This is a genomic window from Aldersonia sp. NBC_00410 (assembly GCF_026342035.1).
In the GTDB taxonomy this organism is placed as follows: Bacteria; Actinomycetota; Actinomycetes; order Mycobacteriales; family Mycobacteriaceae; genus Aldersonia.
On the sequence record NZ_JAPENM010000007.1, the window covers coordinates 1 to 16,652 of the forward strand.

At 63.3% G+C, this 16,652-nt stretch carries 19 protein-coding genes; 14 read left to right on the plus strand and 5 right to left on the minus strand.

Going from position 1 to position 16,652, the window contains the following annotated elements; translation table 11 throughout:
- Positions 1 to 852, minus strand: an 852-nt coding sequence (locus tag OG921_RS16755) for a hypothetical protein (RefSeq protein ID WP_266113621.1), incomplete at its 3' end; no start/stop codon positions are given.
- 243 nt (positions 853 to 1,095) lie between these two features.
- Between OG921_RS16755 and OG921_RS16760 the strand changes: the two genes are divergently transcribed.
- The 6 genes from OG921_RS16760 (at position 1,096) to OG921_RS16785 (ending at position 6,934) form a co-directional block, all read left to right on the plus strand.
- Positions 1,096 to 1,536 carry a hypothetical protein gene (locus OG921_RS16760; RefSeq protein WP_266113622.1) on the plus strand — a complete coding sequence of 147 codons (441 nt, stop codon included), beginning with the start codon at positions 1,096 to 1,098 and terminating at the stop codon, positions 1,534 to 1,536.
- Complete coding sequence (locus tag OG921_RS16765) at positions 1,533 to 2,501, plus strand: hypothetical protein (protein ID WP_266113623.1); 969 nt, start codon at positions 1,533 to 1,535, stop codon at positions 2,499 to 2,501. The genes OG921_RS16760 and OG921_RS16765 overlap by 4 nt, the downstream gene beginning before the upstream one ends.
- A gap of 1,240 nt (positions 2,502 to 3,741) precedes the next feature.
- On the plus strand, positions 3,742 to 4,458 hold the full coding sequence (locus tag OG921_RS16770) for a hypothetical protein (protein ID WP_266113624.1): 717 nt from the start codon (positions 3,742 to 3,744) through the stop codon (positions 4,456 to 4,458).
- A 358-nt stretch (positions 4,459 to 4,816) separates the two neighbouring features.
- Positions 4,817 to 5,020 carry a hypothetical protein gene (locus tag OG921_RS16775; protein WP_266113625.1) on the plus strand — a complete coding sequence of 68 codons (204 nt, stop codon included), beginning with the start codon at positions 4,817 to 4,819 and terminating at the stop codon, positions 5,018 to 5,020.
- A 336-nt stretch (positions 5,021 to 5,356) separates the two neighbouring features.
- Positions 5,357 to 6,169, plus strand: a complete 813-nt coding sequence (locus OG921_RS16780; protein WP_266113626.1) for a hypothetical protein — start codon at positions 5,357 to 5,359, stop codon at positions 6,167 to 6,169.
- 222 nt (positions 6,170 to 6,391) lie between these two features.
- Entirely contained in the window at positions 6,392 to 6,934 is a 543-nt protein-coding gene (locus OG921_RS16785; protein ID WP_266113627.1) for a recombinase family protein, read from the plus strand.
- A gap of 283 nt (positions 6,935 to 7,217) precedes the next feature.
- Here the strand turns inward: OG921_RS16785 and OG921_RS16790 are convergent, their stop codons facing one another.
- The 4 genes from OG921_RS16790 to OG921_RS16805 all read right to left on the minus strand — a co-directional run bounded on the left by OG921_RS16790 (position 7,218) and on the right by OG921_RS16805 (position 10,941).
- Positions 7,218 to 7,400, minus strand: coding sequence for a hypothetical protein (locus OG921_RS16790; protein WP_266113628.1), 183 nt, complete (start codon positions 7,398 to 7,400; stop codon positions 7,218 to 7,220).
- Complete coding sequence (locus tag OG921_RS16795) at positions 7,397 to 9,217, minus strand: HNH endonuclease (protein WP_266113629.1); 1,821 nt, start codon at positions 9,215 to 9,217, stop codon at positions 7,397 to 7,399. The genes OG921_RS16790 and OG921_RS16795 overlap by 4 nt, the downstream gene beginning before the upstream one ends.
- Before the next feature lie 656 nt (positions 9,218 to 9,873).
- A complete protein-coding gene (locus tag OG921_RS16800; protein WP_266113630.1) occupies positions 9,874 to 10,410 on the minus strand; it encodes an RNA polymerase sigma factor in 537 nt (178 codons plus the stop codon).
- 129 nt (positions 10,411 to 10,539) lie between these two features.
- Entirely contained in the window at positions 10,540 to 10,941 is a 402-nt protein-coding gene (locus OG921_RS16805; RefSeq protein ID WP_266113631.1) for a hypothetical protein, read from the minus strand.
- Positions 10,942 to 11,280: 339 nt separating this feature from the next.
- On the opposite strand from OG921_RS16805, the gene OG921_RS16810 reads away from it, so the two are divergent.
- The 8 genes from OG921_RS16810 to OG921_RS16845 all read left to right on the plus strand — a co-directional run bounded on the left by OG921_RS16810 (position 11,281) and on the right by OG921_RS16845 (position 16,574).
- Positions 11,281 to 11,598 carry a CD225/dispanin family protein gene (locus OG921_RS16810; protein ID WP_266113632.1) on the plus strand — a complete coding sequence of 106 codons (318 nt, stop codon included), beginning with the start codon at positions 11,281 to 11,283 and terminating at the stop codon, positions 11,596 to 11,598.
- Between the two features lie 263 nt (positions 11,599 to 11,861).
- Entirely contained in the window at positions 11,862 to 11,996 is a 135-nt protein-coding gene (locus OG921_RS16815; protein ID WP_266113633.1) for a hypothetical protein, read from the plus strand.
- A gap of 186 nt (positions 11,997 to 12,182) precedes the next feature.
- Complete coding sequence (locus OG921_RS16820) at positions 12,183 to 12,899, plus strand: hypothetical protein (protein ID WP_266113634.1); 717 nt, start codon at positions 12,183 to 12,185, stop codon at positions 12,897 to 12,899.
- 127 nt (positions 12,900 to 13,026) lie between these two features.
- A complete protein-coding gene (locus OG921_RS16825; RefSeq protein ID WP_266113635.1) occupies positions 13,027 to 13,629 on the plus strand; it encodes an SMI1/KNR4 family protein in 603 nt (200 codons plus the stop codon).
- Between the two features lie 101 nt (positions 13,630 to 13,730).
- Positions 13,731 to 14,264, plus strand: coding sequence for an SMI1/KNR4 family protein (locus OG921_RS16830; protein ID WP_266113636.1), 534 nt, complete (start codon positions 13,731 to 13,733; stop codon positions 14,262 to 14,264).
- 199 nt (positions 14,265 to 14,463) lie between these two features.
- Positions 14,464 to 15,084, plus strand: coding sequence for an SMI1/KNR4 family protein (locus tag OG921_RS16835; RefSeq protein ID WP_266113637.1), 621 nt, complete (start codon positions 14,464 to 14,466; stop codon positions 15,082 to 15,084).
- A gap of 96 nt (positions 15,085 to 15,180) precedes the next feature.
- Positions 15,181 to 15,801: an SMI1/KNR4 family protein gene (locus tag OG921_RS16840; protein ID WP_266113638.1), complete on the plus strand. Its 621-nt coding sequence runs from the start codon at positions 15,181 to 15,183 to the stop codon at positions 15,799 to 15,801.
- A gap of 155 nt (positions 15,802 to 15,956) precedes the next feature.
- Positions 15,957 to 16,574: an SMI1/KNR4 family protein gene (locus OG921_RS16845; protein WP_266113639.1), complete on the plus strand. Its 618-nt coding sequence runs from the start codon at positions 15,957 to 15,959 to the stop codon at positions 16,572 to 16,574.
- The last annotated feature ends 78 nt before the right edge of the window (positions 16,575 to 16,652 follow it).

Genomic DNA, 16,652 nt, shown 5'->3' on the forward strand with positions numbered 1-16,652 from the left:
TACGCCGGGACGCATCGACCCGCCGTCGAGGGCCGCGACAGTCGGCGACACGTTCGTGGGTGGATCGGGCTGGATGGGTGTGTGCAGTATTGCCCTGAGCTGCGGTACGGGCTGCATCGGATTCCCCGCCAGGCGTACCCACGTTGCGCTCGCGGGGCGCGGTGCCACGGGATCGTCCAGCCAACGCAGGTCGACGCCGCGAACGTCGCGCGAACGCTCCGAGTACTGGTTCAGCAAGGGAACGTAGCTGGTTTCGACCCCTGGGAGCCTGGTGACGTCGGCGTCGACCAACCCCCCAGCCATGTCGACAGGGATATCGACGTTCGGGTCGACGGTGAGCGAGATGGACGAGACCGCGACGCCGCCCGCCGCGACCGTCAACGAGTTCGCGAGATCCACCTGCTGGGGGTTGATCCGTGCGTCCCTGATTCCAACGGTGAGATCGATCCGAGGCAGCGATGTGCCCGGTCCAACCCGCAGTTCGAAGGCAGCGAACTGGGCGCCCTCTTCATCGAACTCGCCGCTGTCCACGGTCAAATCAGCAGAACTCACCAACACCACAATGCGGACCGTGATATCCCGTACGACACGACCGGTGGAGGGGCGGATGGTGAATGTCAACGTCAGGTTCCCCGAGGACAGGTAGTCATACAGCGTCTTGATCAGGTTGCCGTCCCCTGTCAGGAAGGCGTCCACATCCGCGGCCACGGCGCCGGCGTCGATAGCGAAATGCCAATCCTCCGTGGGAAAGCCAACCGGATTGGCGTTGGCGACAAGCGGAATTAGGAACGGTGAACGCCATGGCCCCCCGCCCCGCCGCAGCTGCCCGTAGGCCCGGTAGAAGCCCGGCATCCGTCGATACTATGCACCAAGTTGGACTCACGTAGCAGTTTCCGCGTACATCGGTCCTCGGACATTGGGGCGATTACGTTCGTGTCCGATCTTTCACGCCCATCCGGAGATCAACCGCTCGCCCATGCCTGGGCCCGAATATTCGAGTAGCGAGCTACTCGCGCGAGATGACGCCGCACTGTCCACAATGGGGCACAAAGACCATCAGTGACGCTGCAGCAACATTCCAGGCAGGAGCGAGCAATGGCGAGCGAAATAACGGTCTACAGTCGCGATGGAGGCTGGAAGGCAGACGTTGAAGCGTGGAAGAACAACTTCTTCTTCTCCAACACCGTGGGTACGCAGGTCACGGTATACCGAAAAGGCGGCTCCAGCATCTGGGGCGGGACCAGCTGGGATCGGGCGGCTGCGCGCGAGATTTACATTCGATGCATCTACAACGGTGGGCGGGCGTACCAAGAAGGCCGTTGGTCCAATCAAAGCCATGCCGAGTTGAAACAATGGTCTGTCGGCACGGTGGGAGTGACGATCAGCGATAACGGCACGGTCCAAGGAGATTTCGGCTCGGCTACCTTCTCAGTTGATTCTGTCGAGGGTGTGGTGTCCGGATACTTTGGAAACGGTGAAGGTTTTCAAGCCCGGGTGATGGCCAGCAGCTGGATATCCGATACGAGTATCTGGTGATCGCTTCGGATTTCATTCGTGTGCGTTTCGGATCGTCGGGCCCCGCTCGTCGGCGAGTCGAGCACAACCTGGTCCAACTCGCCGGCGGTCCAGTCCAGGCCCTGGCGACGCATGAGGATGTGATCGAACGCCTGCAGCCTGTCACCTCGGCTCTCACACCCTCCGAGACACACACAGACGTGCTTCCTGGCTGGACCACTGAGCGGGTCACCGGCGTTGCGCGTTGGGGAGCCAATATTGCGGAGCTGGGCATTCCGAGGCAAAGCGGTGTGGCATCACAAATTCTCGACGAGGCAGCCGCCTTCAACTTGGCAGTCGCGGCTTTCGACACCCTGGTCGATGAGCGTCCCGCACACCTTCCTGAGGCCGCACAAGCCCTCGACCCCCAGCGGCTTCGGAAGCGGATGAATGGCGACATCCGCTGCTTATCTTCCCAAACCTCGGGTACGAGTGCCCGATCGGTGGTCGCACTCTTCGACCATGTCCTAGGTAGCCTGGCATTTCGGCTGGCGGATGCTCCCAGCGATCGTGCAGCGCTGGCCGTGCTTTTGGAACGTATGTATCTATCAGAGATGGGAATCGGCTCTCCACTGATCGCGAAGAGGCTCCCCACCATATTCATCGGCCGACTCGCGAATACGTCCGATGATCGTCACGTGTCTCGCGTATTCGAAGCGTTGGCGCGGTTCTTTGCGGCTTGGGACGACTACGTCGATCTCAGTCGGGACTGGATGAGTTTTCACGCCAACGAGTTCTTGTGGAGTTCGAACACCTCGCCGATGTTCCCCCGACTCTCTGCTGCCGCTCTCGGAATGATGCGCCTGTCTTTCGCGCGACGGTCCCGCTCTTCGATCGAGCGAGGTCTCGTGTTGCACGCCCAGCACGCGCTTCGTGCCGCACGCCAATGCGGTCGTGAGCGCGAGGTGCGTGCACTCATTCGGGGTCTCACGCAGGGATCGCAGTGAGCGATCCGCGGCAACTTGTCAGGCTGGGGTTCTTGGGGGGGTTTGATCGGCTGATCGAGACCTCCGAACGCGCCCGGAATCGGCACGTTGCGATACCCCCCGGTGGGAAGCCCGATGTGGCAAGCGCCATAGCCCGCGGCATCCGGTATCTGGAGGCGAGTCAGCATCGGGATGGTTCGCTGCGCGGGTTCATGCTGCTACCGGGTGCCTCGACAGACTGGATCACTGCCCACGTCGCGGTGGTACTGGAGGACACTCCTGGCGCGACAAACCTGTGCGAACGTGCAGCGAACTACTTGCGATGGTCGCTCTCGGATCGAAGAGGGTGGGGATACAACTCACGAGTCGGAATAGATAACGACAGCACAGCGCAAGCGCTGATGGTGCTGAGAAGGTTTGACCTCGCAGTCCCTGAACATGTTCTGGCCGAGTTGATTTCGTCCCGATATCCGATGTCTGGTTATCCGACCTACCGTTCGGGCGGAAGTTCGGATCCGATGTTTGCGCCGACTGGCTGGCATGTGCCTCATCCCGATGTGTCTGCGGTCGTAGTTTGCCTATTGAGTCGTCTCGGGATCATGGAACGCGAGGTCGAAGAAGTTATCGATTGGCTGTCGGAGCAGACAGTTGAAGGGGTCCTGCCCTCGTACTGGTGGGACGGGTGGCATTACGGATTGTGGGTTCAGAGCATGATCCGACTGGGGCCTGCGGGCATCACTGATGCCCGGGCACTGCAATTGGTTATGGCGCACAATACGAACCCACAGTCAGGAATGGTGTTGAACGCGTTGCTGCGACTCCGTTCAGACCCCCTCACAGCCAAGTGCGCCAGGGACTGCGCCGAGAGACTGTGCAGCACACAGAGTGACGATGGCTCTTGGCGATGTGGGCCGATCCTGCGTGTGACCAATCCGCGCGTGTACAGTTCGGGCCCGGAATCCAGAGGGCGGCTCCACCGTGATCGACGTCGCGTGTTTTCGACAGCCCACACTGTTGCTGCGCTATCTCGATGGAATCATCACTCGCTGGCTCAGTGAGCTTTCCCGGAGCGGGTGAGCTGAAGCGGTCGGCTGATTCGACGCAACACACTTCCCAGGAGACCTGGGAAGCAGGTAACCCATCTCACCTGATAAGCCCCACGGCAAGAGTCTGTCGGATTCGGCACTCGCGGGGTGCCGCGAACCCCACACCGCCTGCGCTACCCTTGGTCCCACCAATGGGACATGCGAGGCGGAACACCATGATGCGCACGAGTGGCACGATCAGGCTCACAATCGCGTGTGCGACCGCGGTGACGGCGACGATCGTGGGGGGCATCTGTACTCCGGCTTCGGCGTCGCCGCCCGTGGTGATCAATCCCGGCAGTGGCATCGTGCACGATTCGAATGGATGCACCATCGGCTTCACCGGTGTCGCGGACGACGGCACCAAGCTCGCTTTCACCGCGGGTCATTGTCTCGGTGCTGACCCCACAGTCCCGGTCACCGACAACGCCCGGCGCCCGATCGGCCGGTTCGCCGACGCGGTGCCCGAGCGAAGCGATGTTGTGAGCAGTGGCGATGCCCGCGGTTACGGCGTCATCGAGCTCTACCCCAGCGTCCAGATCTCATCGGTCGACCGTGACTGGGGCCAGGTTCTTCAAGGATTCGCCGACGCTCACGTCGACGACCGGATCTGCCACATCGGTAGACATACGGGTCTCGCGTGCGGCACCGTCACCGCCATCGCTCCGAACATGGTCACCGCGCGGCTCCCGGTGGGCCCTGGCGATTCCGGTGGCCCCGCCTACATTTCCACCGGACCACACATGTACCGACTCGTCGGGATCGTGATGGCCTCGGACGAAAGGGGGCGCACAACACTGATCGATCCCATCGACCGGTTCCTCACCGACGTACACGCCGCCTATGGCACCGACTGGTCAACGCTGGCCACTCTCCCCCACGACACCGAGTAGTGCCGTGGAGCTCTGATTTGGAGCGACGCTGGAACCGTCGCGCGACGGGGTCTCGGGCGTTGGTTGGTGATCACCCCTGCCTGCGCGAAGCTCGGTGGTGCGGCTTGGCTGGCCGACACAAAGTCCCCCGAGTTGGAGGCGACAATTCCAACCGCGAGGGCCAGGACTGCGATGAGCCACCCTGCCGCTGCGAGGGGGTAGTAGCCGTGGCCGGCGACGAAGCGGTAGGTCCAGCGCAGAGGCTTTGAGGGTAAGGCCATCGCATCCGGTCTCCAGTAGCAACGGGATCGATCCCAGGAACTGGTCGGCGTCTATTTCCAAGAGGTGCACCACCGATGCGACGACGCGGCGTGACCATTTGGTTCCCGTCGAGAACTACGTCCAGGACTGGGACCTCGCGGAGGCGTTGGTCCGTGACGCAGTTGCCGCTGCCTTCTTCGCGGATTCGTCCGGCGACAACCGCGAGAAAATCGAAGTCCTGGAACGGGGACTGCAGTTCGTCCAGACTTCCGACGAGTTCGATCGGGACGATTCGCTGACCCGCTCGGTGGAACCGAACTAGAACCTCCACCCGGACGATGCCGCACTACTCGAACTGGAAGAACCTTCCCTCGACGGTGAGTGATCCAACTTCGCCATCCCACAGTATCGACTCGATAACAAAGGGCTCCGCGAAATCAGCAGCGAATCCCTGGGCCATCACCCCGTTGTGGACATCGTCCGTGACGCAAGAGCGCAGCTCAACGGACCAGTGCCGCCGCGGGCTAAAGATATCGACCGTTTCTTGGATGGCCTCCGGGGATGCCAACCGGATAGTGCAAACTGCACCGTGCACCTGGATTCCCCGTCCTTGGGTACGGGTTCACCCACAACACCGCTATCGAAGTACGGAAGAGACATGACCGGCGAGGAAATACGGTACGAGGTCACCGAGATCAAGGCGATCCGGGGCACCGAGGCGAAAACGATCACAAGCAAGCAGCAGGAAGGCTGGGAGCTGGTCACCCAACAGAAGGGCCGCCTGCGAACCACCATGACCTTCCGTCGACCAAAGCCAAAGACCCCCTGGCGATTGTGGGCTGCACTCGGCGGCGTCGCGGTTGTCGGGGTGGGCATCATGACCGTCGGGGCGATATTGGAAGACGACAGCGACGCGTCCACGACCGACGCCGTGGCAGCCTCGAACGCCGAGCAGTCCTCCCCGCAGCCTGCTCCGGAACGGGAAGCGGATCCCTCCTCGTCGGCTGACCCGATGATCTGCGATACGAAACAAATTTTTGGAGATCCATGCAAGTTCGGTCAGACCGCGATCTACAGCGACACGGTGCGGTCGGGCGAGGTGAAGCTGGAGATCACCGTGGGCGCACCGGTCGAGTTCACGCCGAGTGAGGACGCGATCATCCTGTATGACCGGCCTCTGCAGCCCGTGAGCGTCTACTTCCCGATCACCATCAAGAACATATCGCCTGACTCAACCAATCCGACTACGGTCCACACCCAGGCGATAAACGCCGAACAGGGCGAATACGGCGACATCCGGGAAGTGAGCGACGGCGACGTCGGCTTGCGCTCGGTCACCTCAGCTCTCAGCCTGCCCGTGAACGAGTCGTTGAGCGTCAAGGAAGGCTGGAACATGAAAACGCTTGAGGGTGTCGAGTACAGCCTGAGGATCGATGGTCTGGCCGGATACAGCATCAAGTTCACGCGGTGATCCTCAGGTGACGGGCAAGCTCGCCGGGAACGATCGTTACCGCGACCGCCACATCCGCAGCCTGTGCCTCACCACTGCTGATATCCGTGCAGTCGACTTCTGAAACTGACAGTCGTCCTGCGGAAACACGCCGCCGAGGTGTCTTGCAATCCCATCTCGAAAGCCGAAGTGTCAAAACCGCGCAACCGACGGGATAACGAGAAACCCTAGGCAGGGGAACGCATGTCACTGATCGGATACGCGCGAGTGTCCACCACCGACCAGAATCCGCAGCTGCAGCTCGACGCACTGGCCGCCGCTGGTGTCGACCGCGTGTTCACCGATCACGGTGTCTCGGGTTCCAAGACGTCACGTCCACAGCTCGACGCCGTGCTCGACTACCGGCGCCCGCGCGACACCCTGGTCGTGTGGAAGCTCGACCGGCTCGGCCGCAACACGCAGCGTGTTGGGTTCTGTTCGCTGACCGATGGCATCACCACCGACGGGCCGATGGGCCGGGCGATGCTCACGATCATGGCCGCGTTCGCACAGCCCGAACGGGAAATGATGATCGAGCGCACCCGCGCAGGACTCACCGCCGCAGCCGCGAACGGTCGCAAGGTTGGCCGGCCCCGCAAGGTTGACGCCACCGACGCCGAGCGGGCCCGCGCATGGAAGGCGAAGGGCCTTTCCGCCCCGGAAATCGCGCGGATACTGGGCGTGTCCCGGGCGACGATCTACCGCTACCTTGAGGCCCCGGCCGCCGCGGTCGAGGTAGCCGAGTGAGCGCCGGCGGCGACGCATTCCGCGCTGCGCACGCGCTGGGCCGTGCCGCGTCACTGCGCCGAGAACGGCTCGACGCGAACCCGTGGCGGGTCGTGGGCGGCACCAGCCGCGAAACGTTGATGGCCCGTTGTTGGCGCGCTGGGTACGCGTCCCACCACCCCCGACCCGACTCCACGTAATCCCCGCAGCCCGTCGCGTCTCTACACTCCGACCGAGCAATCCCCCACCACCCGCAGCCCCGGCCGTCCTGGTCGGGGCTGCGCTGCGTAAACGGATCTTCTGACTACGGATCAGACGGTCGCTCGACGTCGAGGAACTCGGCGAGGCCCTCATGCGGCAGCAGCGCGGCGGCCTGGTCCTCGACGGCCTGGTGGTCGTACGGCGGTATGAGGTGCGCGAAGCATTGATTGGGGCCGAGGAACTCGTCGAGCTCGGGCCGATCGGCGGGGGTCTTGTCGGTGGTCATGGTGGAGCCTCCTGCGGGTGTGGCGGGCGAGGGTAGACCAACGTCGCCGAGCTGGTGACCACGCGCCCGCCAGCGCAGGTCCGGCAACTCACCCGTTTACCGCTGTCAGGGTCGGGGACGAAGTCGTGACCGTAATGCTTCCGGTGACCTCGATTGCGCCCGCAGGCCCGGCAGTTTCGCCACCCATTCTTCAGGAACGTATTCTCCGCCGTGAACTCATGACCGGCCGGGCAGAACTGCGGCACCGCCTTTTTCGCCTCGTAACAGACGAGGCAGCGGCGTACCGTCGTTGGGTTGCTCGTGTCGATCACATACTCGTGCCCATGCTTCGGCACATGATCGGCGTTGAGGCGGCACAGCACACAGTTGCGCCACCCCTTAGCCGTGTACTCAGTCGTCTGGTCGGTGAACTCGTGTCCATTGATGCAGTGCGCGGGCGGCGGGTTCAACTCGCGGCAGGTAAGACACCGACGCTTCTTGGCCGGGCCATCCGGGTCGGGTACGAACGGGTGCCCGAACTGCGGGATGTGCGTCCGATCCCAGATGCACTGCTGGCAGTACCGTTTGCCCTGGTTGTCAATCCGCTTGTTCTCGGGGGTGTACTCGTGGCCTTGCGGACAGAACTGCGGCGTGGATTCCGCTCGTTGCCGGCAGATCAGGCATCGTCGGCGCAGCGCGCTGGTGTTGTCTGTGTCAGCGACAAACTCGTGCCCGTGTATTTCAACGTGATTGCGGTCGGTGTTGCACTGGCGACACCTCCGGTGCCCGTCGAGGTTGTAAAGCGTGTTCTCCTCGTCGTAAGGGTGGCCCCCTGGGCAGGTGAGGACGACTAAGGCAGCGCGCCTGAGGTTTTCGCCAATCGTCACTGCTTCGAGGTGGTTCGGATTGCAGCACAACGGGACTCCACACAGGTGGTCGATTGTGAGGTTGTGCGCTGACCCCTCGCCGTTTGCAAGCTCGTAGGCCAAGCGGTGAACCAGGAATGTTCGACCCTTCCGCTTCTGACCCGACACCCACACATAGATACGGCCGTAACCTTGCTTGTTCTTGGGGCCCGTCCAAACCTGGCAGTCATCGGTCAGCGCGTGAAAGGTCTTGCCTCGCTCCGATACCGGCTGAGGAACGAGACTCTCCTTCAGCTTCACCTCGGGCGACGCAACAACGCCGCTCAGACCATGCCCGTCGAGGTACGTCATCGCGCGGGCAACGCTGGGCGCGACGGTGATCAGCTCGCCGCAGCCGCAGCCGCATCTAACCTTGTTCGGGTCGCCGTACTCCCTCAATCGACGGGCATGCGACTGGCACAGCCCGCCAGTGAAGTGCTGGCGCTCACACCCGTCGAGATCACATCTGCGACCGGTTACCCCGCCGCTTCGCTTCACTAGCGGCGGAGTCGGCTCCCCCTCCATCGGGACCCGCGTACCCGGCTCGGTGTTGTGCTTGCGCGCATTGCAGTCCCAGTGAGCCGCGCGACAGTTGTCCATCGTGTGAGGGCCGCCCTTTGACAGCGGAATCACATGGTCGATGACGGGGGACAGCGGTTCATGCGTGCCCCCGGTTACTCGGGCTGTTCGCAGAGTTTCCGGGATCAGTGCCCCGCACAGGTGGCAGATCCACCCGTCACGCTCAAACACCTCGCGGGCAACTACAAGTTCGGTCTCCACTCCCCATCCCGCTGCACGGTTGACCATGTCGCGTGCCCGGACGAGGTCCTGCTTGCGTTGTTTGACGTGTTCGGGGCAACGCTGACGGCTCGGCCCACGCCCCGACGGACGCGGGTCGAACATCGCGTCGCAGTCAGCGCACTCGATGAGCATGGAACCCTCCTCGCATCCATTGCATCATCAGCGACCGACACCATGCACGCGTGAGGTCGGTACCTACGAGGTGAGCGCGTACCGAAGTCGTCAATTACGGACCGGCTCTCCGATTGACCACAACCACCCCCGACGCGCTGACCTACCGTGTCGGGCTAAGTCACGCCGCGAGCCATCGCTACGAGTTGTGTTCGGGCCGCCGTCGATTCGGTCTCTTTGCTGTACGACCCGGCGATCCTTGATATCGGGCCGGAACGAGAAGTGGCTGATCCAGATCGCCAGGCAGATGCGCAGTACGACCGGCGGATCCGCGCCATGCGTGGTTGATCGAACGGGGCACGGAATGGAAGTGCCCCGGCGGCTCTCCCTTCCGCCGGGGCACGTCTGGGGCGAGTTGGCCGTTGAGGTCCGAGTCTCGCCACAGGTCTCCTACGCGCCTGGGGGCGCGTGCGCAACAGTGGGCAGATCAAGCAAAGGGTGCGTTCGTCCTTGGTGCGCCCCACGTCGAGTCATCGGCCGTGCAACCGGTCCGCGCGGCTCCCCTCCGCGATGCTCCGACACACGGTAACACCGCGGCGTCTTAGCTCGGTGGCCGGCGCGGGGCGTCGGCCCATCGCTTCGGCCCGAAGCGCAATCCAGGATCGAGTTCGTGGGGTTCATGCGGCGAGCAACGCTTCGAGTTGTGTTCTGCCGCGGCTGATTCGGCTCTTCACCGTTTGCACACCGATGCCTTGGTGTTCGGCGATCTCGGCGTAGGACAGGTCGGTGAACTCGCGCAGCACGATGGCCTCGCGGAATTCGGCGGGAAGTTCGGCGAGCGCACGGCGCACGGCGTCGACGTCGACGACGCGGTCTTCCACCGAGGGCGCGCTGCTCGCGGTGGTGAGGTCGACCAGTTCCGTCGGGTCGACGAAGTCGGTGGCAATCCGGGCGGCGCGGCGGCGGTGGATGTCGATGGCCGCGTTGGATACAACACGATAGAACCACGTGCCAAAGCGGGCTTCGCCGTTGAACTTTCCGAGATTCTGCCAGGCCGCGATGAGTGCGTTCTGCAGTGCGTCTTCGGCGTCTTCACGGTTGCCGGTGATCCGCAGGGAGATGTTCCAGGCGCTTTGTCGTTGCGGTGCGATGAGTTCGGCGAACGCGGCCCGGTCACCGTCGCGGCAGCGCGCAAGCAGCTCGGTTTCGCTCACTGGATCGATCTCCCCCGGTGGTTCTGTTTCGGGCCGCCTCCCCAGCGCCCAGACTTCGGAGCCTAGCAGCCGCCATGAATTCCATCGCGGCTGCGGTCATGGTCATCCAACCGGAGCATCCCGGTGTGATCAGTACCCGTCGGTCTCGAACCCGGCGTCGTCGTGGCCGAAAGCCGAGTCATGCCCCAGACTGGTGCCGTCGTCGTGCCCGATCTCGATGTCGTCGTGCCCGAGGCCGGTGCCATGACCGCCGCCCGACAGCAGATCGTGGAGATCGACACCCGTGTCGTGATGGTCGGTGCCGTGGCTTCCCGTCAACAGGTCGTGGAGATCGACGTCGGTGTCCTCAGCGGGGGTATTCACGGTGTCGTCCATCGTCGGCACGAGGTCTGAGTCCACGTCCGGGGTATTCGGGTCGAGTGCGACGCCGATCATGTGTTCCCACAGATCATCGGGCAGATGTTCGCCCACCTCATGCACGAGGACATCCAGGATCTGGTCCAACAGGGAAGGGGTTTCGTCGGGTGTCATTTTGGGTGGTTCACGTCCTTTCGTCTGGCCGTCATGGCTGCTCGAGCGTTGGACGCGCCGGCACCACGGAATGTTCCCGACAGTGTGCACCGCGAGCTGCGCGTGGCCTACCGGGCGGGTCCCGACCCCTGGGTGTCGGTGGTGTCCGCGGTGGATGAAGATCGCGGCAACGGTGTGCGCGGCGATCCTGCGAGGGGTTCGGGCCGTGCTCGGCGGAGTTCGCGATGCGATCTTGGTAACAGCGGGTCCGGGAACCTTCCCGCCGGGGGCCGCGTCTACTCCTGTGACCAGCCGAGTAAGCCGCACTCGGCGCAGCCGACCCCACTCGACGGAGATTCGATGTACCCGAACCAGTACCCCGCCCCCGCTCACGACTATGGCCGGGCGCCGATGCCCTCTCCGCACGCCGGATGGGCTGCTGCGGCCGTCATCTTTTTTTGGCCTTTGGCCTTCTCTGCGTTCAGCCAGTCCTCGAAGGTGGTGGCCCTGTGGGTTGTTGGAGACTTCCAGGGCGCGCAGAACGCTTCCAATCGCGCGAAGAGGCTCGGTAAGATTGCGCTTCTGCTCTGGGCAGTGATCACCGTCGGATTCATTGTCGTCTACGCCGTGATCCTCGGTGCGATAGTCCAGGACGTCAACGATCTGAACTCCTACTGACCATTTTGTCCAACCATGGCCCGGCAGATCCTTCGCGTCTCACGACAGTCGGATGATCTAGTTTGGGTCAGGGGCGCGTGTGGCCGCTGGCGGGCCGTGCTCGGGCGATCCGATCTCCTTCTCGACTGAAGTGTGGTCGAGGTGGATCCGGGCGATGCAGCATCCCACCCAGAAACTCGGGGCGGGCGTCGGGAACTTTCTTTGCTCCCGGCGCATCCAACAAGTAGAACCCAATTCGAACAGACCGAACGAGGAGCAGAGTCATGGACCTGGACATTCCCACCTTCGACAGCGACGGAAACGACATGAGCGAGCCGGCCGCGCCGTGGAACAACCCGTTCGACCCCGATGGCCTGCTCGAAGTCGAGGAACTCGACATCCCCACCTACCTCGACTGACCAACTACGCCTGAATGGTCGTCAGGATCTGCGGCTGCGCTTGATGGCCGGGTCGAGATCGGTCATCAAGCGCAGGGGGCTGACCGGGGTCCGGAACGGGATTGCAAACGCGGCAACGGGTGGCGCCGGGGCGCTTTGCGCATCGGACCCGGCTCGGTGTCCGGGTAAGCCGTTACCTTTCCGCGCATGACACAAGAACCAGCACCCACCGACGCTATGACCTGGCGAAACGCCCGCAAATGGGCGTCCGCCAACCGCACCACCGGCGCCGGCACGCGCCTGCGTGCCGTGCGATGCAGCACCCGAGCGGCCCACGTCATGCGGCGGCGCAGCTCCGTCACCCGCCGCCGCGGCCGCGTGATCGTCGCCGTGCTCGTGGCATTCGTCGCGTTCCTGGTACTGAACACCGCACTCGCCCAATCCACGCCGTCGCTCTCCTCGCGCTTCGTCTTCGTCGGCATCTCCGTGGCCGGCTTCGTGGCGTGGTGGACGATGATCACCGCTTCAGCGGTCCGCGCCACCCACGAGCCCGGGTCCGCACCGGCGACCGCGACGATCACCGTCGTCCGCGGTCACGGCTGCATCGAAGTCACCGACTGGGCCTACCTCCCACACGAGGGACCCGTAAGCCTCATCGCACGACGCGCGGCCTACGACCTCGGTGCCAGCCTGCTCACTTGGGCGGATGAGCGCGAGGTCGTGCTCGTCGCCAGCGCCGCCAGTCCCACGCTCGCCGCGTTCTACCGTGACTGCGGCTTCACCCACACACCCACCCGTGAACATCACGCAGGACGAGTCACCCGCATCATCGGCTGGCTCATGCCCTTCCAGCCGGCATTACTGCGCTACCCGGGCACTCCACTCCCCGACCCGGACAGGGCCTTCACTCACTTCGCCCGATAGCAAACACCATGGGTTAGGAGACAACATGGATCAGTCAGTCGCGATCGCCAACGCCAACGCCAACGCACATGTCATTGCAGTCATCGCCGGTGTCGCGGTGCAGAACTAGCGCAGGAAGTAGGTAGCGGTGGCAAAAGAACAGCCACCAGCACTGGTGATCGAGGCGACGGCCTGCACCTCAACCGGTCCAGACGAGCAAACCCCTGCCGACGATTCGTATCAGACCGCGATCACCGAACTCACGGACGCGCAGCGAGCCTGGTACGAGAAGGAAAGGACCGACGGGATCGACAGCTCGTGGATGCTGACCAGCCCCGAACCGCCCGCAACAGACGAAGCGATCCACGTTGCTGAACAACGTCTCGGTGTGCACTTCGATCAGCAGTACACGCAATGGCTCCACCACGTGAACGGCTGGAAGTCGTTCTCCGGCGCCACCGACCTCCTCCCCCTCGACAGCATCGCACGGGACTCGCTCCCCGCACAGGGACTTCAGGTGTACAGCGAGAGCGGGGAACTCACGCCCGACAGGGTCGGCGTCGACTCGTTCGACGACCTGATCGTCATCGGCGGAACCGAGGAGGGCTCGAACTTCATCGCCATCGAAGCCGCCCCCAACCCCGAGACTGCGAGCATGCCGGTATACGAGTTCGGCCACGGGGACGTCACCAAATACGACGATTTCAAAACGTTCCTCCAATCGGAGATCGACACGCTGAACCAGATATGAACCACAGAGCAGCGACCCTCAATCACCGGGTCCCGGCGGCGGGAAATTACGGCACGACCGAAATACATCCCTTCGTCGGACCGAAGGACAAGGAACCGATAATGCGACTGGTTCGGACCACAGTGATACTGCTGGCGGCACTGGCCGCCGGCGCGGCCTGTGCACCGTCGGACCCCGACGCTCCCGGTGACTGGTGCGAAGAAGCGATCGTGAACCTGACCAGCGGGCAGCAGCGGTTGTACGACTACTCCAGGGCGCGCCACCCGAACCTGGATCGGGAGTGGATCGCCACCAAGCCGAACCCGCCCGCGACTGAAGCATCGATCAGCGCTGCCGAGCAGAGGCTGGGGACGCACTTCGATCAGCAACTGCGACAGCAGTTCGCACACGCCGACGGTTGGCAATCCTTCGCGGGAACATCGAGTCTGTATTCGACCAGCGAGCTGACCACCGACTCCCCCGTACGCACGATCATGAACGACCTGATGGACGAGTTCGGCGTCACTGCGGACGAACTCGGCGTCCAATCCCTCGACGACCTGATCCTCATTGGCGCCAACGACGTCTCAGATACGTTCATTCTCACGACCGGCTGCCCGGACGACAACTGTGCCAGCGCCCCGGTGTGGGACTGAAGGGTAGCCACGAGAAGTACAACGGACTTCAAGACTTCCTAATCTCGGTGGCCGAGGAGCTCAAAGCTCAGCCGCCGAAATAGGGTGAACCGCATACCAGTATGTCAACCCGTGGGTCGTGCAGACATCGGGCAGATTCAATCGAGACGAGATCGAAGGGCAGGTTCGCGGTCCTTCCTGCCGAACGAAGGAGCCGACGATGCGACTGGTTCGGACCACAGTGATACTGCTGGCTGCACTCGCCGCGACCGCGGCCTGTTCACAGCCGGGCCCCGACGCATCTAGTGATTGGTGTGCCGACACGATCGCAGCATTGATCAGTGAGCGGCAGCGCTGGAACGACTACGACAAGGCCCACGGCGCAGAAAACGAGGACCTGTCCCGGTTCGTGACGCCGCCGAACCCGCCGGCCACCGCGGAACAGATCGATGCCGCCGAACAACGTCTCGGCAAGCGGCTGGACCGGCAGTTGCGCAATTGGCTCGAACACGCCAACGGCTGGGAATTCGTGTTCGGCACCACCGCCCTGTTCTCGACGCAGCAGCTCACCCCGGACTCACCCGAGCGCGAGATCTTCCTCGAAGGGATCGACGAAACCAGCACGCGCACAGATGAGTTCGGAGTGGACTCCTTCGACGACCTCATCATTATCGGCACCAACGACAACCAGAGCGACTTCATCCTCACCACCGGATGCGACGACGACAGCGACTGCGACAGCGCACCCGTGTGGGCCTTCGACGGTGACATCAGGACGTTCTCCAGCCTCCGCGACTTCCTCACCGTAGAGGTGGAATCGCTGAAAGCAGCGAAACGGTAGTCCCAGCACTACTTCCCGGCCGAAACGGTGTACACACCCAGGGTCTCGACGACGCTGAAACCAGCGAAGCGGACTCGGGTTCGAGAGGAGCCGACGATGCGACTGGTTCGGACCACAGTGATACTGCTGGCGGCACTGGCCGCGGGGGCGGGCTGTTCACCGTCGGACCCCGACGCTCCCCGTGACTGGTGTGCCGACACGATCGCGGCACTGATCAGTGAACAGCACCGCTGGTACGACTACGACATGACCCACGGCCGAGGAAACGTGGACCTGACCTGGATGGTGACGCCGCCGAACCCGCCGGCTACCGCGGAGCAGATCGACGCCGCCGAACAACGTCTCGGCAAGCGGTTGGACCGGCAGTTGCGCAATTGGCTCGAACACGCCAACGGCTGGGAATTCGCTTTCGGCACCACCACCCTGTACTCGACAGATCAGCTCACCCCGGACTCACCCGAGCGCGACATCTTCCTCGAAGGGATCGGCGAAACCGACACGCAGATAGACGAGTTCGGCGTGGACTCCTTCGACGACCTCACCATTATCGGCACCAACGACAACCAGAGCCGCTTCATCCTCACCACCGGATGCGCCGACGACAGCGACTGCGACAGCGCACCCGTGTGGGCCTTCGACGGCGACATCGAGAAGTTCGCCGGCCTCCGCGACTTCCTCACCAAGAGAGTCGAGGGGCTGAAAGCAGCGAAACGGTAGTCGCAGCACTACTTCCCGGCCGCGCGAACTTCAAAGAAGCCCTCTCCTGGAATCCGTTAGGCAACATGGGTCAGTCAGTCGGGATCGCCACGCACTTGTCGTCGCAGGTCATCTCCGGTGTCGCGGTGCAGAACCAGCGCAGGAAGTAGGTAGCAGTGGCAAGAGAACAGCGGCCAGCATTGGCGATCGAGGCGACGGCCTGCACCTCCTGCTCACAACCGGACCCCGATGCTGCCGGTGATTGGTGTGCCGACACGATCGCGGCACTGATCAGTGAACAGCACCGCTGGTACGACTACGACATGACCCACGGCCGAGGAAACGTGGACCTGACCTGGATGGTGACGCCGCCGAACCCGCCGGCTACCGCGGAGCAGATCGACGCCGCCGAACAACGTCTCGGCAAGCGGTTGGACCGGCAGTTGCGCAATTGGCTCGAACACGCCAACGGCTGGGAATTCGCTTTCGGCACCACCGCCCTGTTCTCGACGCAGCAGCTCACCCCGGACTCACGCGAGCGCGAGATATTGCTCCAGGTTGCACACGACTCCGACACGCAGATAGACGAGTTCGGCGTGGACTCCTTCGACGACCTCATCATTATCGGCACCAACGACAATCAGAGCGAATTCATCCTCACCACCGGATGCGCCGACGACAGCGACTGCGACAGCGCTCCCGTGTGGGACTTCGACGGCGACATCAGGAAGTTCTCCAGCCTCCGCGACTTCCTCACCGCAGAGGTGAAATCGCTGAAAACAGCAAAACAGTAGTCGCAGCACTATTTCCCGGCCGGAGCCCGGTCCACACCCCACCGTCTCGATGACGCCGCAAGACTGCCATACGGACTC

Coding starts and splice junctions, on each gene's coding strand:
- OG921_RS16760 (WP_266113622.1), top strand. CDS start 1,096: ATGGCGAGCGAAATAACGGTCTACAGTCGCGATGGAGGCTGGAAGGCA.
- OG921_RS16770 (WP_266113624.1), top strand. CDS start 3,742: ATGATGCGCACGAGTGGCACGATCAGGCTCACAATCGCGTGTGCGACC.
- OG921_RS16780 (WP_266113626.1), top strand. CDS start 5,357: ATGACCGGCGAGGAAATACGGTACGAGGTCACCGAGATCAAGGCGATC.
- OG921_RS16785 (WP_266113627.1), top strand. CDS start 6,392: ATGTCACTGATCGGATACGCGCGAGTGTCCACCACCGACCAGAATCCG.
- OG921_RS16790 (WP_266113628.1), bottom strand. CDS start 7,400: ATGACCACCGACAAGACCCCCGCCGATCGGCCCGAGCTCGACGAGTTC.
- OG921_RS16795 (WP_266113629.1), bottom strand. CDS start 9,217: ATGCTCATCGAGTGCGCTGACTGCGACGCGATGTTCGACCCGCGTCCG.
- OG921_RS16805 (WP_266113631.1), bottom strand. CDS start 10,941: ATGACACCCGACGAAACCCCTTCCCTGTTGGACCAGATCCTGGATGTC.
- OG921_RS16810 (WP_266113632.1), top strand. CDS start 11,281: ATGTACCCGAACCAGTACCCCGCCCCCGCTCACGACTATGGCCGGGCG.
- OG921_RS16815 (WP_266113633.1), top strand. CDS start 11,862: ATGGACCTGGACATTCCCACCTTCGACAGCGACGGAAACGACATGAGC.
- OG921_RS16820 (WP_266113634.1), top strand. CDS start 12,183: ATGACACAAGAACCAGCACCCACCGACGCTATGACCTGGCGAAACGCC.
- OG921_RS16830 (WP_266113636.1), top strand. CDS start 13,731: ATGCGACTGGTTCGGACCACAGTGATACTGCTGGCGGCACTGGCCGCC.
- OG921_RS16835 (WP_266113637.1), top strand. CDS start 14,464: ATGCGACTGGTTCGGACCACAGTGATACTGCTGGCTGCACTCGCCGCG.
- OG921_RS16840 (WP_266113638.1), top strand. CDS start 15,181: ATGCGACTGGTTCGGACCACAGTGATACTGCTGGCGGCACTGGCCGCG.